This is a genomic window from Pontivivens insulae, assembly GCF_900302495.1.
In the GTDB taxonomy this organism is placed as follows: domain Bacteria; phylum Pseudomonadota; class Alphaproteobacteria; order Rhodobacterales; family Rhodobacteraceae; genus Pontivivens; species Pontivivens insulae.
Map to the genome: position 1 here is coordinate 126,780 of NZ_OMKW01000001.1, position 26,535 is coordinate 153,314.

Annotated in this window: 28 protein-coding genes; 5 read left to right on the forward strand and 23 right to left on the reverse strand. The window is 60.1% G+C overall.

Translation table 11 applies throughout. The features are described 5' to 3' along the window. Positions 1-71: 71 nt before the first annotated feature. The 9 genes from POI8812_RS00685 to aptA all read right to left on the reverse strand — a co-directional run bounded on the left by POI8812_RS00685 (position 72) and on the right by aptA (position 8,023). A complete protein-coding gene (locus POI8812_RS00685; protein WP_245895177.1) occupies positions 72-851 on the reverse strand; it encodes an ABC transporter ATP-binding protein in 780 nt (259 codons plus the stop codon). Between the two features lie 248 nt (positions 852-1,099). Then, a complete protein-coding gene (locus POI8812_RS00690) occupies positions 1,100-1,453 on the reverse strand; it encodes a hypothetical protein (protein ID WP_146186089.1) in 354 nt (117 codons plus the stop codon). Continuing rightward, positions 1,453-2,916 carry a dihydropyrimidinase gene (gene hydA / locus POI8812_RS00695; protein ID WP_108780617.1) on the reverse strand — a complete coding sequence of 488 codons (1,464 nt, stop codon included), beginning with the start codon at positions 2,914-2,916 and terminating at the stop codon, positions 1,453-1,455. The genes POI8812_RS00690 and hydA overlap by 1 nt, the downstream gene beginning before the upstream one ends. Next, on the reverse strand, positions 2,913-3,236 hold the full coding sequence (locus POI8812_RS00700) for a contact-dependent growth inhibition system immunity protein (protein ID WP_146186090.1): 324 nt from the start codon (positions 3,234-3,236) through the stop codon (positions 2,913-2,915). Before POI8812_RS00700 ends, hydA begins: the two co-directional genes overlap by 4 nt. A gap of 62 nt (positions 3,237-3,298) precedes the next feature. Continuing rightward, positions 3,299-4,549 (reverse strand): Zn-dependent hydrolase, encoded by a 1,251-nt coding sequence (locus tag POI8812_RS00705; RefSeq protein ID WP_108780619.1) that lies wholly within the window; start codon positions 4,547-4,549, stop codon positions 3,299-3,301. Between the two features lie 11 nt (positions 4,550-4,560). Next, positions 4,561-4,848, reverse strand: coding sequence for a cupin domain-containing protein (locus POI8812_RS00710; protein WP_108780620.1), 288 nt, complete (start codon positions 4,846-4,848; stop codon positions 4,561-4,563). After that, positions 4,845-5,048, reverse strand: coding sequence for a hypothetical protein (locus POI8812_RS00715; protein WP_108780621.1), 204 nt, complete (start codon positions 5,046-5,048; stop codon positions 4,845-4,847). Before POI8812_RS00715 ends, POI8812_RS00710 begins: the two co-directional genes overlap by 4 nt. Continuing rightward, positions 5,045-6,538: a CoA-acylating methylmalonate-semialdehyde dehydrogenase gene (locus POI8812_RS00720; RefSeq protein ID WP_108780622.1), complete on the reverse strand. Its 1,494-nt coding sequence runs from the start codon at positions 6,536-6,538 to the stop codon at positions 5,045-5,047. The genes POI8812_RS00715 and POI8812_RS00720 overlap by 4 nt, the downstream gene beginning before the upstream one ends. A gap of 156 nt (positions 6,539-6,694) precedes the next feature. Then, complete coding sequence (aptA, locus tag POI8812_RS00725; protein ID WP_108781453.1) at positions 6,695-8,023, reverse strand: omega-aminotransferase AptA; 1,329 nt, start codon at positions 8,021-8,023, stop codon at positions 6,695-6,697. A 139-nt stretch (positions 8,024-8,162) separates the two neighbouring features. Here aptA and POI8812_RS00730 point away from each other — a divergent pair, with 139 nt between their 5' ends. Further along, positions 8,163-8,786 (forward strand): TetR family transcriptional regulator C-terminal domain-containing protein, encoded by a 624-nt coding sequence (locus POI8812_RS00730; RefSeq protein WP_108780623.1) that lies wholly within the window; start codon positions 8,163-8,165, stop codon positions 8,784-8,786. Positions 8,787-8,864: 78 nt separating this feature from the next. Beyond that, positions 8,865-9,116 carry a hypothetical protein gene (locus POI8812_RS00735; RefSeq protein WP_108780624.1) on the forward strand — a complete coding sequence of 84 codons (252 nt, stop codon included), beginning with the start codon at positions 8,865-8,867 and terminating at the stop codon, positions 9,114-9,116. Here the strand turns inward: POI8812_RS00735 and POI8812_RS00740 are convergent. From POI8812_RS00740 to POI8812_RS00780, 9 genes are all read right to left on the reverse strand, one after another. Further along, positions 9,113-10,012 carry a DMT family transporter gene (locus POI8812_RS00740; protein ID WP_281258528.1) on the reverse strand — a complete coding sequence of 300 codons (900 nt, stop codon included), beginning with the start codon at positions 10,010-10,012 and terminating at the stop codon, positions 9,113-9,115. The genes POI8812_RS00735 and POI8812_RS00740 overlap by 4 nt on opposite strands. Beyond that, complete coding sequence (preA, locus tag POI8812_RS00745) at positions 9,996-11,297, reverse strand: NAD-dependent dihydropyrimidine dehydrogenase subunit PreA (RefSeq protein ID WP_108780626.1); 1,302 nt, start codon at positions 11,295-11,297, stop codon at positions 9,996-9,998. The genes POI8812_RS00740 and preA overlap by 17 nt, the downstream gene beginning before the upstream one ends. 3 nt (positions 11,298-11,300) lie before the next feature. Continuing rightward, positions 11,301-12,635 carry an NAD(P)-dependent oxidoreductase gene (locus POI8812_RS00750; RefSeq protein ID WP_108780627.1) on the reverse strand — a complete coding sequence of 445 codons (1,335 nt, stop codon included), beginning with the start codon at positions 12,633-12,635 and terminating at the stop codon, positions 11,301-11,303. A gap of 80 nt (positions 12,636-12,715) precedes the next feature. Continuing rightward, the gene (locus POI8812_RS00755; RefSeq protein WP_108780628.1) at positions 12,716-13,096 is read right to left on the reverse strand and encodes a response regulator; all 381 of its coding nucleotides are present in this window, start codon (positions 13,094-13,096) and stop codon (positions 12,716-12,718) included. Between the two features lie 27 nt (positions 13,097-13,123). Next, positions 13,124-14,107 carry a chemotaxis protein CheB gene (locus tag POI8812_RS00760; protein ID WP_108780629.1) on the reverse strand — a complete coding sequence of 328 codons (984 nt, stop codon included), beginning with the start codon at positions 14,105-14,107 and terminating at the stop codon, positions 13,124-13,126. 9 nt (positions 14,108-14,116) lie between these two features. Further along, positions 14,117-14,620 carry a chemotaxis protein CheW gene (locus POI8812_RS00765; protein ID WP_108780630.1) on the reverse strand — a complete coding sequence of 168 codons (504 nt, stop codon included), beginning with the start codon at positions 14,618-14,620 and terminating at the stop codon, positions 14,117-14,119. Then, positions 14,617-16,566, reverse strand: coding sequence for a chemotaxis protein CheA (locus POI8812_RS00770; RefSeq protein ID WP_108780631.1), 1,950 nt, complete (start codon positions 16,564-16,566; stop codon positions 14,617-14,619). Before POI8812_RS00770 ends, POI8812_RS00765 begins: the two co-directional genes overlap by 4 nt. After that, positions 16,563-16,922, reverse strand: coding sequence for a response regulator (locus POI8812_RS00775; protein ID WP_108780632.1), 360 nt, complete (start codon positions 16,920-16,922; stop codon positions 16,563-16,565). The genes POI8812_RS00770 and POI8812_RS00775 overlap by 4 nt, the downstream gene beginning before the upstream one ends. Further along, positions 16,919-17,209 carry a hypothetical protein gene (locus POI8812_RS00780; protein WP_108780633.1) on the reverse strand — a complete coding sequence of 97 codons (291 nt, stop codon included), beginning with the start codon at positions 17,207-17,209 and terminating at the stop codon, positions 16,919-16,921. Before POI8812_RS00780 ends, POI8812_RS00775 begins: the two co-directional genes overlap by 4 nt. An 87-nt stretch (positions 17,210-17,296) precedes the next feature. Between POI8812_RS00780 and POI8812_RS00785 the strand changes: the two genes are divergently transcribed. Continuing rightward, a complete protein-coding gene (locus tag POI8812_RS00785; protein WP_162844842.1) occupies positions 17,297-18,409 on the forward strand; it encodes a HupE/UreJ family protein in 1,113 nt (370 codons plus the stop codon). Positions 18,410-18,464: 55 nt separating this feature from the next. Then, positions 18,465-18,887, forward strand: a complete 423-nt coding sequence (locus POI8812_RS00790; protein ID WP_108780635.1) for a DUF2177 family protein — start codon at positions 18,465-18,467, stop codon at positions 18,885-18,887. Here the strand turns inward: POI8812_RS00790 and POI8812_RS00795 are convergent. Next, on the reverse strand, positions 18,880-20,628 hold the full coding sequence (locus POI8812_RS00795; protein WP_162844843.1) for a sensor histidine kinase: 1,749 nt from the start codon (positions 20,626-20,628) through the stop codon (positions 18,880-18,882). The genes POI8812_RS00790 and POI8812_RS00795 overlap by 8 nt on opposite strands. Before the next feature lie 240 nt (positions 20,629-20,868). On the opposite strand from POI8812_RS00795, the gene POI8812_RS00800 reads away from it, so the two are divergent. After that, entirely contained in the window at positions 20,869-22,044 is a 1,176-nt protein-coding gene (locus POI8812_RS00800; RefSeq protein WP_108780637.1) for a BaiN/RdsA family NAD(P)/FAD-dependent oxidoreductase, read from the forward strand. A gap of 9 nt (positions 22,045-22,053) precedes the next feature. Here the strand turns inward: POI8812_RS00800 and kdsA are convergent, their stop codons facing one another. The 4 genes from kdsA to POI8812_RS00820 all read right to left on the reverse strand — a co-directional run bounded on the left by kdsA (position 22,054) and on the right by POI8812_RS00820 (position 26,445). After that, positions 22,054-22,887 carry a 3-deoxy-8-phosphooctulonate synthase gene (gene kdsA, locus POI8812_RS00805; RefSeq protein WP_108780638.1) on the reverse strand — a complete coding sequence of 278 codons (834 nt, stop codon included), beginning with the start codon at positions 22,885-22,887 and terminating at the stop codon, positions 22,054-22,056. Continuing rightward, complete coding sequence (locus POI8812_RS00810) at positions 22,884-24,485, reverse strand: KpsE/RkpR family capsule polysaccharide export protein (protein WP_108780639.1); 1,602 nt, start codon at positions 24,483-24,485, stop codon at positions 22,884-22,886. The genes kdsA and POI8812_RS00810 overlap by 4 nt, the downstream gene beginning before the upstream one ends. After that, a complete protein-coding gene (locus POI8812_RS00815) occupies positions 24,466-25,122 on the reverse strand; it encodes an ABC transporter ATP-binding protein (protein ID WP_108780640.1) in 657 nt (218 codons plus the stop codon). The genes POI8812_RS00810 and POI8812_RS00815 overlap by 20 nt, the downstream gene beginning before the upstream one ends. A 63-nt stretch (positions 25,123-25,185) precedes the next feature. Further along, positions 25,186-26,445 carry a Na+/H+ antiporter NhaA gene (locus tag POI8812_RS00820; protein ID WP_108780641.1) on the reverse strand — a complete coding sequence of 420 codons (1,260 nt, stop codon included), beginning with the start codon at positions 26,443-26,445 and terminating at the stop codon, positions 25,186-25,188. Positions 26,446-26,535 lie beyond the last annotated feature (90 nt).

Genomic DNA, 26,535 nt, shown 5'->3' on the forward strand with positions numbered 1-26,535 from the left:
GTGAGCGAAGTCGGCCTGTCGTCCTGCCTCCAACAGGGCGGCAGGCTGCGCCGGGGTCGCTGTGGGCGTGCTCAATCCTCAACATGGCCCGCCCTCAATCCTTCACGCACGCGGTGGGCGATCTCGATAAACTCACGGCTGTCGCGGATGTCGAGCGGGCGTTCACGCGGCAAGGTGCTTTCGATCACATCGGTAACGCGGCCCGGGCGGGGCGACATCACCACGATCTTTGTCGACAGATAGACCGCCTCGGGGATCGAATGGGTGACGAAAGCGATGGTCTTTCCGGTCCGGTCCCAAAGTGCCAGGAGCTGTTCGTTAAGGTGATCGCGCACGATTTCATCCAATGCGCCGAACGGTTCGTCCATCAACAGCAGGTCCGCATCAAAGGCGAGCGCGCGGGCGATCGAAGCGCGCTGCTGCATACCGCCCGAAAGCTGCCACGGGTATTTCTTCTCGAACCCGGCAAGGTCGACCAGTCCCAGCGTGCGCGAGACGCGCTCTGCCTGTTCGGCCTTGGAATAGCCCATAATCTCAAGTGGAAGGCGGATGTTGCCCCCGATTGTGCGCCAGGGATAAAGGCCCGCAGCCTGAAAGACATAACCATAGGCGCGGGATTTCCGAGCTTCCTCGGGGCTCATGCCGTTGACGGTGATCGTGCCACCTGTCGGTTGTTCGAGATCGGCAGCGACGCGCAGAAACGTTGTCTTGCCACAACCCGACGGCCCGATGAAGCTGACGAAATCGCCCTTCTCGATGGTCAGGTTGACGTCGGAGAGAGCGTGCACCGGCCCGTCATTGGTCTGGAAGGTCAGCGACAGGTTTTCGGCGGATATGACGGGGGCTGGCAAGCGGGCGGGCTCCTCTAGGTTCGTGCGATTGAGGCAAAGTTTGACCGCTTGGTCAAGGGCCATGCCGTGATAAAACGGAACCTTGGGGGAGGTGCGCTGAGCAAGCCTGCTCGCTCACGACGTTCCGCAAGTTGCCGGCGCAGAACGCGATCAAGGTTCATCCGTAGGCACAGACGGCGCGGATTTCATGATCACGCGTTCCCTGCGTCTTCAGAACAGCGGTGCTGCAATCGCCACGCTGAAGCCGATCACTTCGAACATTGGCGCAAGGTCGACGGGTATTCGGGGTATTCGGCTTGCCAGATGCTGTAGCTTCCGTCTGTCACGGAGACGTCGAGAATGTGGTCATTCGACCATGTCTCCCCCTCACCAGAGCAGGTTGCCATCAGGCGGACGCGCCCGGCCCCTTCCGGCACAACGCCAGTGATGTCGCAGACCGTCTCCATCCGTTCGATCCGGTCGGAATGAAGGATGAACAGTGCGTCCGTGGCGGGGGATTGGCCTGCTGCCAGTTGGCAGCCTGCCTGATCGCCGAAAACGACCTCTGCCTGTGAAGCTGTAGCGCACAGGCAGAGGACAAGTGTTGAGAGGACAGCGCGCATCACACACCGCTCGGAATGTTGAGGGGGTCGCGCTCGATCTTCCGCGGAGTGTTGAGCGATTTCCACTGGCTGAGCGCCTTGTGCGCGGATGCGAAGGGCGAGCGGCGGACGAATTTGCCCCGGCCCGGCTGGGGTTGGCTGTTCTGGCCATAGGCCCAGATCACGTCGCCGCGGCTGAGCGTGTAGCGGGGCTGGGCCTTCAGTTCCATGCCCTCGAACACGTTGTAGTCGATGATGCTCTTCTGGTTGGCGACGCTCACCGTCTTGGTGATCGTCGGATCCCAGACCACCACATCCGCATCCCCACCGACCATGATCCCGCCTTTCTGCGGGTAGATGTTGAGGATCTTGGCGATGTTGGTGGAGGTCACGGCGACGAATTCCTCGGGCGTCAGGCGGCCGGTCTCAACCCCTTGGGTCCAGAGCATCGCCATACGCTCTTCGAGCCCGCCGGTGCCGTTGGGGATCTTGGTAAAGTCGCCGACGCCCATGCGCTTTTGCTCATCCGAAAACGCCGCGTGATCCGTCGCCACCACCTGCAAGGAGCCGGCGGAGAGCCCGGCCCACAGACTGTTCTGATGATCCTTGGAGCGGAAGGGCGGGCTCATCACCCGGCGGGCGGCATATTGCCAGTCCTTGTTGAAATACTCAGTCTCATCCAGCGTGAGGTGCTGGATCAGCGGTTCGCCATAGACGCGCATCCCCTTCTGACGCGCGCGCCGGATCGCCTCATGCGCCTGCTCGCAGCTCACGTGCACGATGTAGAGCGGGGTGCCTGCGGCGTCGGCGATCATGATGGCGCGGTTGGCGGCCTCGCCCTCCACCTCCGGCGGGCGGGAATAGGCGTGCGCCTCGGGGCCATTATTGCCCTCGGCCAGCAGCTTTTCCTGCATGGCCTGCACAATGTCGCCATTCTCCGCGTGAACCAGCGGCAGCGCGCCCAGCTCGGCGCAGCGCTTGAAGGAGGCGAACATCTCGTCATCCTCCACCATCAGGGCACCCTTATAGGCCATGAAGTGCTTGAAGGTGTTGATGCCGCGCTTTTGCACGACCTCCTGCATCTCGTCGAAGATCCCCTCATTCCAGCCGGTGATGGCCATGTGGTAGGAGATGTCGGTGCAGATCTGGTCCTTCGACTTGCGATCCCACTCATCAATGGCGTTGAGCAGGGAGCCGTCCGCGCCCGGCAGGCAGAAATCGACGAGCATTGTGGTGCCGCCCGCCGCCGCCGCGAACGTACCGGACTCGAAGGTCTCCGCCGCTGTGGTTCCCATGAAGGGCATTTCGAGGTGGGTGTGCGGGTCGATGCCACCGGGGATGACGTAGGCATCGGTGGCGTCGATGGTCTCATCGCCCTGAAGGTTCTCGCCAATCGCGGCGATCTTCTCCCCCTCGATGAGCACATCCGCCTTCCACTGCCGATCGGCGGTCACGATGGTTCCGTTCTTGATGACTTTGGTCATGGGGTGGTCCTTTCGTAGGTGCAGGCTTCAAAGGCGATCCGCGCGTCTCGCAAGCCAGCGATAGCCTCATCGAGATCAAGGAGAATACGCTGCACTCTCCTCCAGAGAGAAAAATTCTCTGACCAGAAGCTAGCGCTCAGTCTGAGTACCGTTTGCAAGAGATCGCCGGGAAAAGCTTCTGCTTCGAGGAGCGGATTTTGCTCAAGACGTGAAACAGCGACAGAGGCGATTTGCTCGTGCTCGAAGGAGTGGACGAGCAAAAAATAGAGATCACGATCAGAGAGGTTATCAGGTATCTTGTCGAATACCTCGGCGAGCACCATCCCATCCAAGGTTAGGGCCCTAGGAATATCGGCCCGCGAGAAGAGACTTCCAACGGAGCTCACCCCTCAACCCCCGCCGTTTCGACCACCGCGTGGAACAGGACGTTCGCACCTTTCTCGGCCCATTCCTGGCTAATCTCCTCCGCTTCGTTGTGCGACAGGCCGTCCACGCAGGGGCACATGGCCATCGCCGTGGGGGCCACGCGGTTGATCCAGCAGGCGTCGTGGCCTGCGCCGGAGATGATGTCGCGGTGGGTGTAGCCGAGGCGTTCGGCGGCGGAGCGGACGGCAGTTACGCAGCCTTCGTCGAATTCGACGGGGTCGAAGCCGCCGACCTTCTCGAACTCGATGCCAAGGCCCATGTCGTCGGCAATCGCCTGACCACCTTCACGCAGGCGGCGCTCCATATCTTCAATCACGCTCAGGTCCGGGGAGCGGAAGTCCACCGTGAACACGACCTTGCCGGGGATCACGTTGCGCGAGTTGGGGTAGACGTCGATATGGCCCGCAGCCCCCACAGCGTGAGGAGCGTGGGACCATGCGATCTCATCGACCAGATCGAGGATGCGGGCCATGCCGAGGCCCGCATTCTTGCGCATCGGCATGGGGGTGGAGCCGGTATGGCTGTCCTTGCCGGTCACCGTCACCTGTGTCCAGCTAAGGCCCTGGCCGTGGGTGACGACGCCGATTTCCTTTTCTTCCGCCTCAAGGATCGGGCCCTGTTCGATATGCAATTCGAAGAAGGCGTGCATCTTGCGCGCGCCGACCTCCTCCTCACCGCGCCAGCCGATGCGGTCGAGTTCATCGCCAAAGCGTTTGCCCTCAGCATCAGTCTTGTCCTCAGCCCAGTCCTGCGCGTGGACGCCCGAGAAGACTCCGCTGGCGAGCATTGCCGGGGCGAAGCGGGTGCCCTCCTCATTGGTCCAGTTCGTCACGACGATGGGGTGCTTGGTCTTGATGCCGAGATCGTTCATGGACCGGATGATCTCCAACCCGCCCAGCACGCCGAGCACTCCGTCATATTTTCCGCCCGTCGGCTGGGTGTCGAGGTGGGAGCCCACATAGACGGGGAGCGCGTCAGGGTCCGTGCCGGGCCGGGTCGCGAACATGTTGCCAAGCTGGTCGAGGCCCATCGTGCAGCCCGCGTCCTCACACCATTGCTGGAAGAGGGCGCGGCCCTCCCCATCCTCATCCGTCAGGGTCTGGCGGTTGTTGCCGCCTGCGACACCGGGGCCGATCTTGGCCATCTCCATCAGGCTGTCCCAAAGGCGATCGCCGTTGATCTTCATATTTTCACCGGGTGCAGCCATGGGGTTTCTCCTTACTTCAATTCGACTTCGACGAAGGACATGGGTGCCTCCCCGCCATTGATGACATTGTGTTCGACGCCAGCGTCACGCGTGTAGGCCGTACCTGCGGGAACCATGACCGTGCGCGAGGTGCCGCCCGGCTCCTCAAGCAACATGGTGCAATCGGTGATCGCAGTGATGACGTAGTCCATGCCGTGGGTGTGCCAGCCCGTCTCCGCCCCCGGCGCGAAGTCGAACCGGGTGACGCGGGTGCGGGGCGTATCGGCGAGTTGGGTGGCGGTAGCCTGGGGGCGGGTCATTGCGCATCTCCCGCATTCCCTCGGAAGCCCTTGTAGAAATGACAGGCCAGAAACAGCGCCATTACGCCGATGGCGAAGGGCAGCGCGCCACGCTCTGGCCGGATCGCCGTGAAGAACATCACGACGCCCGTGCTGCCCGCGAAGGCTCCAAACCCTGTCAGCAAAGTCACGCCGATCAGTCGCAGAATTTCACCCCTCATGATGGAAAGCTGAAGCTTGCGCCCTTGGCGATGCCATCAGGCCAGCGTTGGGTGACGGTTTTTAGCCGGGTGTAAAAACGGACGCCCTCTGGCCCGTAGATCGCATGATCGCCAAAGGCCGAGCGCTTCCAACCGCCGAAGCTGTGATAGGCGACGGGCACCGGGATCGGGACGTTGATGCCGACCATGCCGACTTCGATCCGGTCCGCGAAATCGCGCGCGGCGTCTCCATCACGGGTGAAAATCGCGGTGCCGTTGCCGTATTCATGGTCGTTGATCAGATCGACGGCGCTGTCATAGGTCTGCGGGCTGAGAACGGAGAGGACGGGGCCGAAAATCTCCGTCTTGTAGATATCCATCTCCGGCTCGACCTTGTCGAAGAGCGTGCCGCCGAGGAAATAGCCGTCTTCATAGCCCTGAAGCTCCAACCCACGCCCGTCCACGACGAGGTCCGCGCCCTGCGCCACGCCGCTGTCGATAAGGCCGGAGATACGTTGTTTGGCCTCTGCCGTGATGACCGGGCCCATCTCCGCATCCGGGTCGGTGGAGGGGCCGACTTTCAGGGCCTCGACCTTGGGCTTGAGCGCATTGACCAGCTTCTCCCCCGTCTCCGCCCCGATGGGCACGGCGACGGAGATTGCCATGCAGCGTTCCCCGGCGGAGCCGAAGCCTGCGCCCATCAGCGCGTCTGCGGCCTGATCCATGTCCGCGTCGGGCATGACGATCATGTGGTTCTTGGCCCCGCCCAGTGCCTGCACCCGTTTTCCGGCCGCCGTGCCGCGGGCGTAGACATATTCCGCGATGGGGGTGGAGCCGACAAAGCTGATCGCCTTAACGTCCTTGTGGTCGAGCAGGGCGTCCACGCAGGTCTTGTCACCGTGCACGATGTTCATCACGCCGGGCGGAAGGCCTGCCTCTTGGAGGAGTTCCCAGGCAAACATTGGGGCGGAGGGATCACGTTCTGACGGTTTGAGGACGAAGGTGTTCCCGCAGGCTATGGCGATGGGATACATCCACATCGGCACCATGGCGGGGAAGTTGAAGGGCGTGATGCCCGCCACGACGCCCAACGCCTGTCGGTCGCCATAGCTATCGATGCCGGGGCCGACATTGCGAGAGAACTCACCTTTGAGCAGTTGGGGGATGCCACACGCGAACTCGACCACTTCGAGGCCGCGCTGCACTTCGCCCAGCGCGTCGTCATGGGTCTTGCCATGTTCACGGGACAGCTCACGCGCCAGCTTGTCCGCGTTTGCATTGAGCAGTTCGAGGAACTTGAACATCACCCGCGCGCGTTTGAGCGGCGGGGTGGCGTGCCATGCCGGGAAAGCCGCCTTGGCGCTGGCAACGGCGGCCTCAACCTCGGAAACCGGAGAAAGTGGGAGGGTTCCAATCACCTCACCCGTTGCAGGGTTGAATACGGGTTGCGTCCGGTCGGATTGGCTATCCACAAGCTTGCCGTCGATGGCGTTCTGGATTGTGTAGGTCATGTCACCTCCCTAAAGGCGGCAGCGCGGGATGGCGGCATGCGCCTCCGGCGGGGATATTTTTGGGACAGATGAAGAGGAGCGGTTCGCGCCGAAGGCGCGCCCGGCCCAACCGGAGGGGGTCCCCCACGGGACCCCCCGACAGGCGGGAGGGCCCTGTCATGGCAAATCTTTCAGCACGGCTGCGAGCGTGCCGAAAAGCTGATCAATCTCTGCCTTCGAGATAATGAGCGGTGGCGACAGCGCGATGATGTCGCCGGTGGTGCGAATGAGAACACCCTTGTCATAGCAGCGCAGGAACGCCTCGAAGGCGCGGGCGGTGGGCTTGCCGTCCATCGGAGCAAGCTCGATGCCCGCGATCAAACCGAGATTTCGGATGTCGATGACGTTGGGCAGGTCCTTCAGGCTATGCGCCGCGTCTTCCCAATAATTCGCAAGGTCGCCCGCGCGGGTCAGCAAGTCTTCGTCGCGATAGGTCTCAAGCGTGGCAAGGCCGGCGGCCGCGGCCATAGGGTTGCCGGAATAGGTGTACCCGTGGAACATCTCGATCATGTTTTCGGGTCCATCCATAAAGGCGTCATGGATGGCGCCGGTGGTCAGAACCGCGCCCATCGGGATGACACCATTGGTCAGACCCTTGGCCGTCGTGATCATGTCGGGCATCACGTCGAACCGCTGGGCGGCAAACGGCTGTCCGATCCGACCGAACCCGGTGATGACCTCATCAAATATCAGCAGGATGCCGTGCTTGTCACAGATCGCCCGCAACTTGGCGAGATAATCTATCGGCGGGATCAGGACACCGGTGGAGCCTGCGAGAGGCTCCACGATCACAGCGGCAATTGTGGAGGGATCATGCAGCGCGCAGATCCGCTCCAGATCATCGGCAAGATGAGCGCCGTGCGCTGGACGGCCACGGGTGAAGGCATTCTGCTCTGGCAGGTGGGTGTGCGGCAGATGGTCAACACCGGTGAGCAGGCCACCGAAATGCTTACGATTATTGACGATGCCCCCGACGGAAATGCCGCCGAAATTGACCCCGTGATAGCCACGCTCGCGCCCGATCAGTCGTGTGCGCGATCCTTCGCCCCGCGCGCGGTGGTAGGCGAGCGCGAGCTTGAGCGCTGTCTCCACACTTTCGGACCCGGAATTGGTGTAAAAGACATGCTCCATATTGTCGGGGGCGATGTCGATCAAGCGATTGGCCAGCTCGAATGCTTTGGGGTGCCCCATCTGAAAGGCCGGGGCATAGTCGAGCTCCGCCGCCTGGGCTGCAATCGCCTCGACGATTTTCGGGCGTGCATGGCCCGCGTTGCAGCACCACAGGCCAGCCGTGCCGTCGAGCACCTGGCGCCCGTCCGACGTGGTGTAGTGCATGTCCTTCGCCCCCACAAACATGCGGGGATTTTTCTTGAATTGGCGATTTGCCGTGAAAGGCATCCAGAATGCGTTTAAGTCATTCGGCACGGCTTGAGTCCGGTCGGACATCTGGCTCTCCATGTTGGTGCCGGGCAATTCTGCTTTACGCTGTTGACCGGTCATCGCTATGATCTTTTGACCATTTGGTCAGAACGCTACCAGAGCGCCGCAGCCAGTCAAGCGTCGCGTCAGTTTTGAGGAGCCCGGTATGGCAGACGGCACCCCGCGCAAGGAAACCCGCATTCAGGCCGAAAAACGCGAGATCATCCGGGAAGCCGCGTTGGAAGTCTTTGCCTCTCACGGGTTTCGCGGGGCGACGTTGGACCAGATCGCAGAGGTGGCGAAGCTGTCCAAGCCCAACCTGCTCTATTATTTCGACAGTAAGGAGGCGATCCACGCCGATCTGCTGGCCCGGTTGCTGGACACATGGCTGGACCCGCTGCGTGAGATGCGCGAGGACGGCGACCCGATCCGCGAGATCCGCGGCTACATTCAGCGCAAGCTTGAGGCTGCCCGCGACTATCCACGGGAAAGCCGCCTGTTCGCGAATGAGATCCTGCAAGGTGCGCCAAGGTTGCTCGATGAATTGCAGGGGCCGTTGCGGGATCTGGTGAATGACAAGTCCGATCTGATGCGACGCTGGATGGATGACGGGAAGATCGCCCGCATCTCTCCGCACCATCTGATCTTTGCGATCTGGGCGGTCACGCAACACTATGCCGATTTCGATGTGCAGGTCCGCGCCGTGCTGGGCAAAGATGATGAGGCGCGCTTTCACGACGCGGCGGAAACAATCGAGAAGCTGTTCTTTAGTGGGCTCGCGCCGCGTTAAGGCTTTTTTCAGATTCGCTGGCAAAAATGAGGAAGCAGCGGCAGAACGCCCGAATTTTTCAGTATTCGGAGGTTTGATATGATTGCTCCCCTATATCCCCAGCCTGTGGCCGCCAACGCGACCCGGTCCGGCAGCGCTGATCCGGTCGTCGCGCCCGCGTCGGCAGGCCAAATGCCCGGCAGCCCATCTGGCGGTGGCACATCCACCCAAACCGTGGAGGCCGTTCAGCAGGTTGGCCAGACAAGCGAAGGTGCAAAGATCCTGCCGGAGTTGCAGGTGCCCCGTGCTGCGCCAGAGGCGCTGATTTCTGCCCTCGCGCAGGAAGACTAGGCCCCGCGCGGGTCGGGCCTTACCAGAATGAGAAGGGCCGCAATCGTCATCGCGATACCGATCGCCACGACGGACGCGGGCCAGCTCGCACCGCTCGACACTTCCCATAGGATGACAACGCTCGGCGTAAGATAGGTGTAGGCCATGACCTTCGCGCTGGGCAGCCGCAGGGTTGCGTATTGCAGCAGAAGGAAGGTCACAGCACTGGCGAAAACAGCAAGATAGGCGAGTGTGAACCAGAAGAGAGGTGGCAAGGCCAACCACTCGGTGCGTGCAATCTGTCCGCCGCTGATTGCAAAGAGCAGAGCCGCGCCAGCGATCAACATGCCGAACGTGAACACAACCGGCCTTTCCCCCTGGTTCAGCTTTCGCACCATGGGCGTATAGACAGCATGTGCAACGCAGCCGACGAAATAGATCGCCTCTCCCCGCCCCAGATCGAGAGAAAGCAAGCGGGCGATATCGGCATCGAAGATGACCCAGAGCGCACCGGCGGCGCCCAGCGCAAGCCCCAACGCCACACCGGCCGTGGTGATCTGACGCAATAGGAGCCACGCAATCACGGCCGTCAACACAGGTGTCAGGGTGAACACCGCTGCGGCATCGACGGGATCAGCGGTTTTCAAACCTTCGAACATCAGCACGAAATAGATGGCGAAGACGCCGCCGAGCACCGCATAGCGCCATGGCGCGCGCAGCGCTGTGCGCGGAATGCCCCCCGTGGCAAAGGCCAGCGCGCCGATCAGCACGCCGGCGATGGCAAAGCGAACCGCTGTGAGAGCAACGGGATCGACCATATTGGCGATCCGTGCCCCCAAACTAAACGACCCTGCGACGAGGATAGAGAAGAGAAGCATCGCGGCATGGCCGCGCAGAGCCTCACTCCGCTGCGACACTGGCCGGGTTGTTCGGATGCGTGGTCCAGTCGGCTGGCTCAGCCTCGACCGTGCGGCCCGTTCGCGGATCAACTTCACCTGGCTTCATCTCTTCCATCGTGATGCAGCCCTCGACCGGGCAAACGTTCACGCAGAGATTGCAGGCCACGCACTCTTCGTCAATCACCTCGAACGTGCGGTCCGCGCTCATGCTGATGGCCTGGTGCGAGGTGTCCTCACAAGCGGCGAAGCACCGCCCGCACGAAATGCAGAGATCCTGATCAATCCGTGCCTTGGTCACGTAGTTCAGGTTGAGATTCTGCCAATCCGAACAGTTGGGCACGGCCCGCCCGGTGATGGCGTCGATATTGGTATGGCCTTTCTCATCCATCCACTGACCGAGGCCTGAGATCATCTCCTCCACAATTTTGAAACCATAGGTCATGGCGGCGGTGCACACCTGTACGGACCCGGCACCGAGCGCGATGAACTCCGCCGCGTCGCGCCACGTCGTGATGCCGCCAATGCCCGAGATCGGAAGATCCGCCGTAACAGGGTTTCGCGCGATTTCAGCGACCATGTTCAAGGCGATGGGCTTCACCGCCGGGCCGCAATAGCCGCCATGTGCGCCTTTTCCGTCAATCGTCGGCTCTGGCGCGAAGAGGTCGAGATTGACGCTTGTGATGGAATTGATGGTGTTGATCAGGCTGACCGCATCTGCCCCGCCGCGATGCGCCGCCTCTGCCGGTTTGCGGATATCCGTGATGTTTGGCGTCAGTTTCACGATGCAGGGCATGCGCGTGTTCTGCTTCACCCAGCGGGTCACCATCTCGATATATTCGGGGACCTGACCGACGGCGGAGCCCATGCCGCGCTCTGACATACCGTGAGGGCAGCCAAAGTTCAGCTCGACTCCATCGGCCCCGGTCTCTTCCACCATCGGCAGGATGGTCTTCCAGCTTTTCTCGTCGCAGGGCACCATCAGGCTGACAACCATGGCACGGTCAGGGTAGTCGCGTTTAACGGCCTTTATCTCATCCAGATTGGTCTGGAGCGGGCGATCCGTGATCAGCTCGATGTTGTTGAGGCCCAGGAGCCGCCGGTCAGCTCCATAGATCGCGCCATAGCGTGGCCCGTTCACGTTGACCACGTGGGGATCAAGGCCGAGCGTTTTCCACACGACACCACCCCATCCGGCGTCGAAGGCGCGGCGGACGTTATATTCCTTGTCCGTTGGTGGGGCCGAGGCGAGCCAGAACGGATTGGGCGACTTGATGCCTGCGAAGTTAATGCTCAGATCAGCCATTGCTCACTCTCCCCCGGACAGCATTGCGTGAATATCTTCGGCGGCGTCCCGCCCCTCCGCGACTGCGGTGACCGTCAGATCATCGCCGCCTGAGGCACAATCGCCCCCGGCCCAGACCCCGTCCAGCGTCGTGCGGCCACCGGCACCAACAGCGATCTTTCGGCCGTCCAGTTCAAGGCCCGTTTCACCGAGCGTCTGGCCGATGGCGACGAAGACCTGATCGGCAGGTAGACGGAACCGCTCACCTGTCCCGACCAGCTGGCCGCCAGATTGTGTTGTATATTCGAACTCGACTTCGCGGACCGCGCCGTCACCATGCAGCGCGACCGGTTGCGCATTGCACTTCAGATGCACACCTTCATGGGTTGCGTGATCCTGTTCTTTGCCGCTGGCGCTCATCCCATCTTGACCGCGCCGATAGACAATCGTGACCGTTTCTGCGCCGAGCAGCCGGGACTGAACCGCCGCATCCACGGCAGTCATCCCGCCACCGATCACGACAACGTCGCGCCCGATCGGAATATCGGCCTTGGCATTGGCCTGTCGCAACTGATCAATGAAATCGACGGCATCCTGCACATTTTCCAGATCGTCGCCCGGAATGCCGAGCGCATTTGTACCGCTCAACCCGATTCCCAGGAAAACCGCGTCAAAATCGTTGCGAAGCTGTTCCAGAGTTGTATCGCGGCCCAGCGCGCGCTCATGCTCAACCGAAATCCCACCGATCTGGAGCAGCCAGTCCACCTCTCGCTGCGCAAAATTATCGGGTGTCTTATAGGCGGCGATCCCGTATTCATTCAGACCGCCTGCCTTGGGTTTTGCGTCGAGAATGGTGACATCGTGGCCATGGAGGGCAAGACGATGAGCAGCCGACAGACCAGCGGGCCCGGCACCGACCACGGCTACACGTTTCCCAGTTGCAGCCGCCCTCGTAAACGGATGGACGTCAGCCGCCATCAATGTGTCGGTTGCGTAACGTTGAAGACGACCGATCTGCACCGGCTTTCCTTCTGCCGCTTCGCGCACGCAGGCCTCCTCGCAGAGTTGCTCCGTCGGGCAAACGCGGGCGCACATGCCGCCCAGGATGTTCTGGCTGAAGATCGTCCTTGCCGCAGCTTCGGGCGTGTCCGTCGCGATCTGGCGGATGAAGAGCGGAATATCGATGGCGGTCGGGCAGGCTGTGACACAGGGCGCATCATAGCAGAAGTAGCAACGATCCGAGGCGACGTGCGCCTCGTGCCGATCAAGTGGCGGGTACAGATCCGCGAAATTTGCGTGGTAATCTTCAGCCTCAAGGCGATTTGCTGAAATTCCCGATTGTGGAGCCCCGTCGGCCATATTTCGCTCTCCCTGAAATACAGTTTCGTCAGGGAAGCGTCTCACAGGATAATATTTTTATCAAATGGTAAAATTTATTTTTAACTGAGCTGTCCGAAATGCTCCTCGATCGCGGCGCGCATGTCGGCCACGGAAAAAGGTTTTGCCACGAAGTGATCCACCTGCGCGGTACTGGCCTGTTCGCGGTAAGCATCCGATGTTGCGAGAAAGACCGGCAGGCTACGAAGCACCGGATGCGCCTTGATCCGTTCAGCAAGGTCGATCCCACTCATCCCTGGCATATTGAGATCGGAGATCACGAGGTCGAACGGTTTCGCCTCTAGCTGTTCCCAGGCGGCACTGCCCGTTGCGGCGAGGCCCACAGCGGTGATGCCCAGCCGACCGAGACATTGGCGTGCGAGACCCCGCATGGTCTGCTGATCATCAACCACAAGCACCTTAAGACTTTTGGCCACAGGCATTACGCATCTCCACTTCGTTACTCACATCTAGATCGGCAAAGGTTTAGAAAGTCCTGACAGAGCATCGCCTATTTGCGTTACCGTCTGAGAAATCGCATCGGGGCGGGCGATTTGCGTGGCGCGCGGCATGGCGTCGACTGCACAGGACGTGGGGCACTGGATCAGGACGCGCACGTCGCCCTTCCCCGCAAGGCCATTGGCACCGTCCCGGCCCATGCCGCTCAGAACGACAGCTGTGTCTGCGCCGGGCAGCGAGGCGAAAACCGCATCTGCCGCCCGTGGCGCGGCATTGGTGGCCTGCGGGCCAAGCTTTATCCGACCACCGGCTATGTGGGCGATCCGCTCGGACGGCAGCAGGTGGATGCGGTTCCCGCGCAATCGAGTCTCATCCCCGGCAAGCGTGACATCCTTAGCCGTAATGTCAGCAAGATGTTCCGCAAGTCTGACCGAAAACCCAGGTGGCAGGTGTTGAATGACCACAATCGGGGGGAAAATGTTTGGTAGGGCGCTGAGGATGCGCGTGAGTGGGTCGATTGCCCCGGTTGAGCCGGCAATCGCGACGACCTGATCGCGCTTCATTGCAACACTTGGCACGGTGCCGCCTGCTTCTGGCCGCCCCGTGTCCACGACTGATAGTGCCTGAGCCACTGCGCCCAACCGTCTTGCAAACCCATTCAGGCCACAGCTCTTGCCCGGCTTTTCAACAACTTCGGCCGCACCCAGGGCGAGTGCCTCAATCGCTCGCCTGGTGCCGCGTCCGGTGAATGCGGACACCATGACAATCCGTGGATCGTAGCGACCGAGTATGGCCCGCAGAGCGTGAAACCCATTGGCACCTGGCAGCTCGACATCCATTGTAATCAGGTCTGGTGTGTGACGGTCGCAAAATTGGACAGCATCCTGTGCTGTTGCGACCGCGCCGATCACCACAAGTCCTTTGCATTGGCCGAGTATGTCGGCGATCAGCGCCCGAAAAAACCGGCTATCGTCAACTATGAGTGCGGTTCGCATTCGGAGGAATTACCCAGCCTCACGATTCTGTTCGTGCGGACCGGGAAAGACCGCTGGCAATTCGAGGATAGTGATCGTGCCGTCCGCCCCTTCATACAAACCCGCGACAACGGGAACATCCGTACCGCTGGGCATCAAACGGATGTCGGATCCAGCCAACGTAAGAATGTCGAGCACCGAATCGACCAGCATTCCAAGCACACGGTCGTCCACCTGCACGATCACAATCACGGTGAGATCAGCGACCACGACTTCTTGCCCACCAAACATCAGACCGAGATCGTGCACCGGCACGATTGCGCCGCGCAGGTTCAACACGCCACGCACGTGATCGGGCTGATTGGGCAAGCGCGTCAGATAGCTGGGTTGCCGGATTTCACGGACGGTGAGGATATCAACCGCGTAGACCCGCCCACCAACCATGAAAGAGACGAGCTGTACCGTCTCTGGGTCCGCCTGCGGCGTAGTCTCATCCTCTAACGAGGCGTCGATCATTTGCGTGGTGAGCATCATGCAACCTCCTCAAGACCATGTGACGCACCGGGCTCCACCCGCTCAAAAATCAGGGCGGTGACGTCGAGGATGAGTGCGACCAGCCCGTCACCCAGGATGGTTGCGCCGCTGACCCCCCGGACGTGTTGATAATTCGTCTCGACACTTTTGAGGACCACCTGTCGCTGGCCGAGCAGAAGATCGACCAGCACGACCACCGGCCCATGCGACTCAGTATCGACGATCAAGCCAAGACCACCGCTGCTGGGCCCCAGTCCCAGCAACGTACCCAGATCGAATAGCGGGAGATGTTGGCCGCGACGCGCAAGGATCCAGCTTCCATCAGGCATCGTCTCAACATCGGACGGCCTGATGCGGACCGCCTCGACCACGCCGGTGAGTGGAATGACAAAACGCTCACCACAGATGCGCACGACCATTCCATCGAGCACGGCAAGTGTCAGGGGGAGTGTCAGAATGATCGCGAGACCTTCGCCAGGTTCTGACTCAATTCGGCAGCGCCCACCAAGGCCCGTTATCTTCCGCTTCACCACGTCCATGCCAACGCCACGGCCCGAAATCTCTGACACTTCCGACGAGGTCGAGAACCCTGGCAGGAAGACGAGGTTGTCGATCGCCTCTGGTGAAAGCCCCTCTGCCGAAGCAATCAGCCCGCGATCAATGGCGCTGTTGAGCACCTTGTCACGCGGGATGCCCCGGCCATCGTCGCGAACCGTTATGACGACTTGCTCCCCCCGATGCTTGGCTGACAACGTGATCGTGCCCTGGCGAGGTTTTCCCTTCGCGACACGCTCCTCTGGTGGCTCGATCCCGTGATCCATCGCATTGCGTAGGGCGTGGGTCAGCGGTTCGACCAGTTCCTCAATCACGGTGGTGTCAACTTCGGTTTGTTCGCCCTCAACCTCAAGCCGGACCTCGCGCTGCAATGTCTCCGACAGATCGCGAACGACACGGGGCATGCGGCTGAACACCGTTTTGATGGGCTGGGCGCGGATCGACATCACGCTGTCCTGCATTTCACGGATCAGTCTGCTCAGTTCATCGACGGTGGAGGTCGCCTCATCCGCGAGGGTTAGCGTGCTGTTTTGGCTGAGAGCCGCCTGTGCGATCACAATCTCGCCCACGAGGTTTACGATCCTGTCGATCCGGCTCAGCTCCACCCGCAAGGTGCGGTTGCTCCGCGCGATGTGGTCACTGCCACCGACAGGGGGATGGCGGTCACTGGACGGCGGCTGATGCAGCGTTGGGCCAGGCAGTCCTTCAATGTCGAGGCTCAGATCATAGACGGAGAAGAAATCACGCAGTGCCTCCACATCCGGATCGTCAAAAGTAAGCGTCCACTCGAACGGGCATTTGGAGGGGTCCAGATCGACCAGCTTAGCGACGTCGCCGGCGATGGAGAAATCAGTAAGGCCAAGCGCTTGTGCCGCCGAAATCAGCTTTCCAGGTTCATGGCCTGATAGGAAAAAATTCGGTCGCGGCCGCAAGGTGAGCGTAAGGGTTTCGCTTTCGGCATCCGGCACCTCCCCCTGCTGAGGGGGCGAAGCGTTCGAAAGCTCTGAAATCGGTGCAGCTTCACCGTCGAATTGCGCGACCGTTGCCGCCGCCCAATCAGGCAGGGGGGTCTGCACCTCATCCTGAACGCGCTCTATCAGCAGCTCCAACACATCGCCGCCACGGATCAGAAGATCGCGCTCTGCCCCCACGGGGCATTTACCCTGATCGCGCAGCCCGGCGAGGCGATCTTCGAAGATATGGGCAAAGCGGACCAGCTCCTCCATCCCGAAGGCCGCGGCCCCGCCTTTCACCGAATGGACGGCGCGAAAAGCGGTGTTCAATTGCTCCAGATCATCGTCGCCCAAAGTGGCCAAACTGTCGCGCAGCTGGCCCATCAACTCATCACACTCGGTCAGGAAGACCTTTCGGAAGTCCGTCTCGTCCATCATGCCAACTGCTCCACCAAGCGGAGGATCTGATCCGGCTCGAACGGCTTACACAGCCACCCCGTTGCATGCGCACGGGCCGCCTCGTCGCGCAGGTTTTGCGCTGTTTCGGTGGTCAAGAGTAGGATTGGCAGATCAATTCCCGCGGGGTCCCGCCGCGCCGCGCGCACGAATTGCAACCCGTCCATATTCGGCATGTTCAGGTCCGTGATCACCATATCCGGCCGATGCTCCCGCAACTGGGCCAGCCCCTCCACCCCGTCTTGAGCAGTCACGACGGAGTGCCCGGCCTCCTGCAAGCACTCGCTCAACATCGCGAGCATGTAGTGGGTGTCGTCAATCGCAAGGACTCGTTTCATGACACGAAGTCCATCGACATTAACCGTGCATAGAGGCCGAGATTTGAGAAGGCGGAGATGAACGGCCCCGCGGGATCGCGCACGGCAAGCTTCGCCCCGCTGTCACGCAAGGCATCATCAATTGCGATTAGGACCACCACGACAGGTGCGCGCAGCACCTCAACCTGCGAGGCATCAACGATGAAACCTGATTTCAGATCGGACTGCCGGGCCTGATCGCGGAGGGCTGTCGCCTCCGTCAAGCCGGCCTTGCGTGGCAAAATGTAGTCGCTCTCAATATCAGGCATCCGAGCCTCCAAGGTGCCGTTGCACTTTGAGGAGCAGACGTTACCGTCCGGTTACCGACGCACGACTTTCTATTGATGGATCCCGATATGTTCCGACGCGCATGCTTCATTCTTTTTTGTCTGATGCTCAGTCTGGCGCATGCAGGCCATGCGCATGAACTCCGACCGGCCATCCTCTCACTAGTCTACAGCGATACTGGCGGCGCCACCCTTGCCATCGATATGAATGTAGAGGCAGCGCTCGCCGGAATTGGCGCCGAACATTCCGATACGACCGACGCGCCGGAAGCCGCGCTTTACGATCGCTTGCGCGCGCAAGATCCAGAAGACCTGATCGCGCAGATCAGGTCCGATACATTTGATGCGCCGTCGCTCGTCACACTCGACGACGCAACACTGACCTTACGGGACCTCGACGTGCCCGCGGTGGGCGATATCGCCCTGCCCCGCCACAGCATCCTGACCTTTGATGTCAGCGGATTGAGCGGCGAAACCGCTCGGATGATGTGGAATGGGGCGAGTAGTGCGGCAATTGTGAGAGTGGACGGCGCTGCCGGCGAACAGCTGCATTCGGAGTTCCTTCAGTCCGGTGGAACGACTGCGGCGTTCCCTGTCCAAACCGGTGCGCCGCAGGGTCTGTGGTCCGTATTCGCCAATTATCTGGTCGTAGGCTTCGAGCATATTATTCCAAAGGGTCTGGACCATATTCTCTTTGTTGTGGGTCTGTTCCTTCTCTCGACGCGGGTGGGTCCGCTGCTATGGCAAGTCACAGCCTTCACCCTTGCGCATACGGTGACGCTGGCACTGGGAACGCTGGGGCTGGTGAGCATACCAGCATCAATCGTCGAGCCTTTGATCGCCCTCTCAATTGTCTATGTCTGCGTTGAAAACATCGCCGTGCGACAGATGACGCCTTGGCGGCCCGCCATTGTCTTTGCGTTCGGGCTGCTGCACGGGCTCGGATTTGCGGGTGTGCTGGGGGAGGTCGGGCTAAGCGGTGAGTTCCTGCTGACCTCTCTGATTGCATTCAACATCGGGGTGGAGATCGGACAACTGCTTGTCATCGCGATCTGCATGATGCTCGTCGGCATCTGGTTTGGCACAAAAAGCTGGTATCGCAGTGTGATCGTGGTTCCCGGATCCCTGATTGTCGGTTCGATAGGTCTGTTCTGGTTTGTTGAACGTATAGGCTTCGTCTGAGGGGCGCTAAGCACCGCGCCCGGTCAGGCCGAACGGGTTTTGCGGGAGCGAACGAATGGAACTGACCTTAGGGAACTACGTCGCGCTCTATGTGCTGACACTGATCGTCTTTCTGGGCATCGACGCGGTTTGGCTGAAATATGTCATGTATGACCTGTTCCACGCCCGCATCGGTGACCTGATGCGGGAAAACACCCAGTTCGGCGTCGCGGCGGTCTTCTACCTGTTCTACGTCATCGGCATCGTCTACTTCGCCGTAATCCCAGGCATCGAAAGCGGATCGCCCTGGGTTGCGTTCTTTAACGGCGCATTCTTGGGATTGCTCGCTTACGGAACGTATGAATCGACGAACATGGCAACACTGCGCGGTTGGGACTGGACGATGGTCGCCGTGGATACAAGCTGGGGAGCCGTGCTGACCGGTGTTTCGGCTGTGGGTGGTCTGATGCTGGCGCGGTGGACCGGCTTTATCAGCTGACGCGACGCAGCCCGCGCTCACCCGGCGCGCCCATCATGCCGGCCATGGTTTCCGGCAACAGACGCTCGAATTCCACATGCATCTCGGCGCGCTTTGTCGCATCGTCCACGTTCATCGTAATCTTGCCGCCCAACTGCATGACAAACGCATCAATCAGCCGCTTCGTCATGCCCGTCTGTCCGACCAAATCGAGCGCAGCCGGATCAGCAACGAAACTGACATCGAAAGACACGATGTTATCGTCGTTAGCTTTCAGCGACACGTCGATGCAGTGATCCTCATTTGCAAGATCGGCGCTGCGGAGCGCGTTGAGCAATGCTTCCGTGACCAGCAGGGACAAGGGAACGGCCTGATCCGGGTGAAGCACAATATCGTCGAGCTCACTGCGCACGACAGAGCGTCCACGACCGCCCATCTCAGCATTTTCAGACAGATTGACGATGATCTCCGACAGCACACCATGGGCTGGCACAGCCGAAACATCCGGCGTCTCATAGAGGCGCTGATGAACGAGAGCGAGCCCCATGATCCGTTCCCGCAATCGAATAATCGTCGCGCGCTCCGCGTCTGAACTGGCCGAACGCAGCTGGATGTTCATGATCGAAATGATCAGCTGAAGATTATTCTTAACCCGGTGATAGACTTCGAGCAGGAGGACCGTCTTCTCGTCGAGCAGACCGGATAGTTCCCTCTCGCTCTTATCCATCTCCGACCCCATCGTGCGAAATGTATCGCTGAGGGCCGAGAACTCACCGGGGGCATAGCCGATTGGCTTCAACGCGGAGGTGCGGTTGCCAATGCGAAAGTCGGACATACGGCGGTTGATCATGCGGATGGGCAACACCACGAGGTGCCTCATCGTTGCATAGGCGAGTGCGAGGCACAGAACCCAGATCAGCAGCGGCAGCGCAATCTGCTGCAGAACAGATCGCCAGAACGGAACCAACGCCGCTGGATCCTCAACAGAGAAGACACCCGATAGTTCTCCCGGTTCGATCGGGACATATGCATAAATTCTCTCGAATCCAGTGCGGTCTTCAGCGCGGAACACATGCGAGGACAACCCTTCACTGATTGCCAGCTCTTCAGTTGCAGGTAGCCAATCTCCGGTCGGATCGGCGGCAGAGTCATTTGCACCGCGCAAAACTCGTCCCTCCCCATCAACGAGGGCGGCCTGCAGCCCGTCGGAACCATCTTCGGGGACAAGAACGCTGATCGCATCCCTTGGGAGCGAGAGGGAAAGAACACCTTTCCAATCACCATCAACATAGACAGGGTAGCCTAGAACAACCACCGCACGACCTGTCACGCGACCTTCGACAACCGCCGAGACCAAGCGTGAAGGTTCCTCCAACTGCCGCTGGAAATCAGGTGTCTCGCTCAGGTCTGTGTTGAGGACGCCCTCGGAAGAGCAGCGCATCATGCCGTCTGTGCCAACGAAGCTTGCAAATATGAACGTGTTGGACATCCCGACAAACCGCGAAAGGACATCTGAGCACGCCTGCGGTGTTCCAGAGTGAACCGCAGGATCACTTGCCAAACCACCCGCGAGCCCGAAACCCTCGGCAATGACAAGGCGCTCAAACGTCGCCGCGCGTTCCGCCAAGGTAAGAAGTTGGGATGACGCCAATCGCTCCGTCCGTTCAATCGTTTTGACGGACGCAAGAACACCATAGAGAAGGATTGGAAGGAGGGCGATCAGAAGGAGCAGGACGATCTGCCGCGCGAGCGGCAGCTGCAAAAACGATTTCCCTCTCCAAAACGACATTGCAAATTCAGCCCGGGCCAGCACAAAAAATGCGCACGACGCCCGTGCGCTTCTGCACGGTCAACGGGCCATCGCACGAGATGGTTCCGAGAAATCTCGGATTTGGAACCAAATGCGGCAAGATTGGTTAATTTCAATTTCGCCAAAGGTGGAGAAGCCCTTCAATCTGAAATAGGCAGGTGGCGGGTAAGCCGTGTCTGAGGGGCGAGCGCTGTGACAGAAGAAGCTGACGTTGTCATCATAGGTGCAGGCGCTGCCGGGCTGTTTTGCGGGCTGCACACTGCCCGGCGCGGGCGTTCGGTCGTCGTTTTGGATCACGCAAAGAAGCCAGGCGAAAAGATCCGTATCTCTGGTGGTGGACGCTGCAACTTCACCAACCTACACACCGCACCCGAAAATTTCCTTAGCGCAAACAAGCGCTTCGCCGTCTCAGCGCTCAAGCGCTACACGCAGTTCGATTTCATCGAAATGGTCGATGCTGCCGGTATCGCCTGGCACGAAAAGACACTAGGCCAACTCTTTTGCGATGGGTCAGCACGAGAGATTGTCGACATGCTGGTCAATGGGCTGGCAGAGGCCGGGGGACAGCTGAGGCTTAGCGAGACCATCGAACGGGTTGAACGGAAGGACCAGCGGTTTCAGGTGACCACACAAAATGGCCAGATCGCCTGCGAAAAGCTGGTCATCGCGACTGGGGGGAAATCGATCCCGAAAATGGGGGCGACGGGCTTTGGCTATCAAATTGCAGAGCAATTTGACGTTCCTGTCACGCAAGTTCGGGCGGGGCTGGTCCCGCTGACATTCACTGATCAAGATCTCGACATGTTCCGGCAGATGGCAGGACTGTCGGTTGATGCGCGCGTGAGCGGCGGAGAAACATCGTTTCGGGAGGGATTGCTCTTCACACATCGGGGGTTGAGCGGCCCATCGATTTTACAGATCTCCTCCTATTGGGCGGAGGGCGAAGCCATCTGCGTGGACCTCCTTCCCCAAACGGATCTGGCTAAGGATCTGAAAACGCGTAAGCGGGCACACGGGCGGGTTGGTGTCGCGACCGCATTGGCAGAGCACTTGCCCAAAAAGCTTGCGACAGCGCTCGTCGGCGCCGAGACCCGCAATCTGGCCGACCTGAAGGACAGTGAGATAGACCGCCTTTCAGCCGCCCTGCACAATTGGTCACTCAAACCGGCCGGAACCGAAGGATACCGGACCGCGGAGGTGACATTGGGCGGAGTGTCCACCGAAGCACTGGACAGCCGCACGATGGAGGTTCGCAATCAACCCGGCCTGCATTTCATAGGTGAGGTTGTAGACGTCACCGGATGGTTGGGCGGCTACAACTTCCAATGGGCATGGTCATCCGGCTGGGCCGCTGCGCAAGCGCTCTGACCCACAGCTCTAGACGTGCAACGGGTTCTCTTTGGCAAGCCTGTCAAACTGCATCAGCGACCCGACAAGCCCATCCATCTGATCCAACGGAATCATGTTGGGCCCATCCGACGGTGCGGTGTCTGGCGCTTCGTGCGTCTCGATAAAGACTGATGCAATGCCAAGGCTGACCGCGGCGCGCGCCATGACCGGAGCAAATTCTCGCTGTCCGCCTGAAGACCCGCCTTGTCCGCCGGGCTGTTGCACGGAATGGGTGGCGTCCATCACAACCGGATAGCCCGTGCGCGCCATGGTAGGCAAACCGCGCATGTCCGCAACCAACGTGTTGTAGCCAAAGCTGGTGCCGCGCTCGCAGAGCATGATCTTGTCATTGCCTGTGCTCGCGACCTTTTCCGCGACCCGCTCCATATCCCAGGGTGCAAGAAACTGACCTTTCTTGATGTTGATCGCGCGACCGGTCTGACCTGCTGCCAGCAGAATGTCGGTCTGGCGGGACAGAAAAGCCGGGATCTGAAGAATGTCAGCAACCTCTCCTGCAACGCGGCACTGCTGCTCAGTATGGACATCCGTGACGACCGGGCAGCCAATCTCACGCCGCACATCTTCGAGAATGCGCAATCCCTCTTCAATGCCCAGGCCGCGCGTGCCGTTCAGAGACGTGCGGTTTGCCTTGTCATAGGATGCCTTGAACACATAGCCAGCACCGTGGGTCGCACAGATTGCTGCCATGCGCTCCGCAATCATCATGGCGTGATCGCGGGTCTCCAGCTGGCAGGGACCAGCCAGAAAAACGAGAGGTTGCGTGTTGCCGACCTGAAGGTCACCGATCTGGATGGTTTTCACGAGGTGACTTCCCCATAGCTCATCTGCTCCCGCAGGATCGAAATTGTGAGACTTACGATGAGGTAAGCCGCAAAGAAAATGATGAATGACAGCACGGTGTACTCGAATGCCCTCGGATAGCTCGGCGTGACCGGCATGACCGGGTTCACTGCACGCGCGAGGAAAATGGACCTGCGATCCGCCTCCCGCCGTGCGGCATCGACCCCCTCGAACGCCGCGAGCTGGAGGGCCCGCCGCGTTTCCAACTCCGCCTCAGCACGGCTGACCTCAGCACTGATGCGCGCAAGCGAGGCCGAGCCTTCCTGCGCATTCACGATCAGTCCGCGCTGCTCTGCAATGGCGTCACGCAGGCGCTCAATCTCTGCATCCAGTGTGCGCAACTGTGTCTGGTTCGGCCTTGGGTTTTCAAGCAGCGCAACCCGCGCAAGCTCACGCTCCTGCAACTGCGCCGTAAGGCTGCCAATCTGCCCCTGAATCAGCTCAATTTCTATATCGGTTGAAAAGATCCCGAGCTGTTCCTGAAGCGTCAGAACCTCCTCATAGGCGTCATCGAGCGCGGCCTCGGCTTCTTCGAGCACCTTCTGAGCATTGGCGACAGTGGATTGCTCGGTCCGATCAGACATCTCCTCAACACGCCCTTCGGCCAGCTCAATCATTCGATTGTTGAGGGCAAGAGCCATGTCGGGGTCTGAGTCGATGACCTCCATCCGAATGATACCTTCCGCCAAGTCGAAACCAATGAGGACCCGATCCTTGTAGAGTGCGTAGGCGTCATTCTCGCTGGCATCCGCGTCCAATCTTTGGATCGGATCGACCGTGACATCCTGATAGTGAGCAATCAGATCAAACTCACTATCAATGATCCGCATCGCCTCGCGCGAGGTCAGGAAATCCTGGATTGCGATCGCATCTGAAGAGGCGGCAACACTCGCCGCCTGTGCCGCAGCCGGATCGGCTGAGGCCGCGGCGGCCTGAATCTTGAAGTTTGACTTTGTCGAGTAAAAATCAGTCGCGTGGTTATAGTAGTAGTTGCCCACAAGAAATGTCGGCAGCACGACGAAAAACGCGAGCCGTAGCCACAGCAACAGAAAGCGGCTGCGGCGGCGCTGCACCAGTTCCCGCTGGATGGCCGCGATTTCTTCCTCACGCGTGTCGAAGATACTTCCGCCCGGCGGTGGAGGCGGTTGATCATCCCCGACCTTTGCAACAGCGCCGCCGGCAATCGGTGTGGTTGCCGGAAGGCTTTCACCACTGCGGATTTCCTGCCGTGGTTCTTCGATTGTTGCTTCGGGCGCAGCTTCAGTCTGGGGGGGCGGCGTCTCAGCCGATGCGCCGTCAACGGCCTCTTCTGCGCGTTTCTCTCGCTTCACGCGCGCGGCGATGACATTCATGACGTCCTGACGGCGCTTGCCCGGCTTGATCTCGTCCGGTGGCGGCACGGCGCCATTCGTCGCGGAATGCTCCTCCCACGTTTCTGCTTCTTGCATAAGGCGACGCGCACGACGACGGGCACGGCGCGCAGCACGCTGTGCTTCTTTCTCATCAACGACCGGAGCAGGCCCCGGACCAGATTTTGCCTCATCTTCGGGCGTAGTCATAATGTACCTTCGCTTCATCGAGCGTATCGAAGAAATGCAATCTGCCATATCGCAGGATTGCGGCCCGCTGTGCAAACGCCTCAAGCGTCTTTGGCTGGTGCGACACAATCACCAACGTTGCATGTTCGAGCCGCTCACGAAACACCTCACCGGCTTTTCGAACGAAATCCGCGTCCGCCATCGTGGGCATGCCTTCGTCGACCAAGTAAATATCGAAATCGAGACTTAGAAGGAGGGAGAGCGACAATCGCCCGGCCATACCGGAGGAATACGTATTAACCGGCTGATCGAAATACTCCTCAAGATCGCACATCCAGCGGCAGAAGGCTTCGACATAGTCAGGATCGACGCCGTAGAAGTGGCCTGCGAAACGGGCATTCTCTGCCCCTGACAGCGCGGCGTTCACTACACCCATGAAACCCATTGGGAAGGAAATACGGCTGTGCCGGATGATCTCTCCCTCATCCGGCTTCAGGATGCCAGCCATCATCGAGATCAGCGTGGTCTTACCCGTACCGTTCGGCGCGAGGATGCCCAGTGATTGCCCGAGTTCAATCCGAAAGGTCGCATTGTCCAGGATGACCTTGCGCCGGGTGCCCGTCCAATAGGATTTACTGACGTTCTTGAACTCGATCATGGACGCCCTCCGCCTCTGGTTCAGACCTGCATCTGCAGGTCTGAACCTAAGGTTAAGCCTCTATCATTCCATCTTCTCGGTACGGAATATCTTGGCCGAGACGAAGGCCATGATCGCCGCTGCAAAACTCAGCAAGGCGCCAAGCTTAGCTGCGTCCTGGACGAGTTGTTCCGCGGCACTACCAGCCGGGAAGGCAACAGTTGCGATGAAGAGCGACACGGTGAAGCCGATGGCCGCCACACATCCCAACACGAACAGGTCGGATGTCTTCATGCCATCTGGCAGCCCAAGCCGCAGTCCCTTCGCCGCAATAACCCCCATAAGCAGGATACCGAACGGCTTGCCGATCAACAGACCTGCGAGCACAAGCCAGGTCGCATCACCAACCGAGCCGAGAACCACGCCCGCGTTGGCCAGACCGAAGAGCAGCAGTACGACTTCAACAGGGCCTTTGATCGCATGCTCCATAGTGTTCAGCAGATCGTGCAAGTGCTTTTCGGCCTCTGCAAAAATGCCGAACGCGCGGTCTGCATGGGGGATCGTCGGTACGATGGGCAGCAGGCCCAGCGCAGGATGAACGCCCGCGCGCATGAATCCGTACCAGCTCAGACAACCCGCAATAATGTAAGGCAGGCCGCCCAGCGCCTTGCGCACAGCAGTGGAGTTCGGGCGGTCCTGCTTGCCCCGATCAAGACGGCGCGGCAGCCAGTTGAAGAGCACGAAGACGCCGAGTGCTGCACCAAAGCTGAGCAGCAGCCAGATTGGTGCCAGTTCGCCAGTGGGGTAGAAAATCGCGAGAATGATCAGGCCGATTGCATCGTCAGCAATCGCAAGCAGCAGCAAAAAACCAACAGCTGGGTGGCCTGCACCAAAGATCAGGCGTCCGATCAGATATGAAAACGCGATATCCGTAGCAGTCGGGATAGCCCAACCGTTCGCCACGGCGTCATAGGTGTCTTTGCCGAGGATGAACGCGAGGCCCAGATACACGGCGATTGGACCCAGCATGCCGCCAGAGGTAGCAATCAGCGGGGTCATCGCCTTCTTGCCTCGCAGGGAACCGTCTTTGAGTGCGATTGCTTCCCAGACTTCCTTACCCGCAATGGCAAAGAACAGCGCCATAAGCACGTCATTTACGAGGTAGTGGAACGTCAGTGTGCGGTGACCATCGTGATAGTGACCGATCGGAGCATGATCCCAGATCACATATTCGACGAAATGATGATAGCTGGAGAAATCCACATTCGCCCAGACCAGCGCGGTGAGCGCACCGATGATCAGGAGCAGAGAATACTCGCTCAATATGTTCCAAACACGATACATTCCCAGTCCCCTTCGGTATCCCCGCGCGTTAACACCGTCTAACAAGCAGATTGGCATTCCGCAATTCTTCCGACCGGTGCGCTAGTGCGA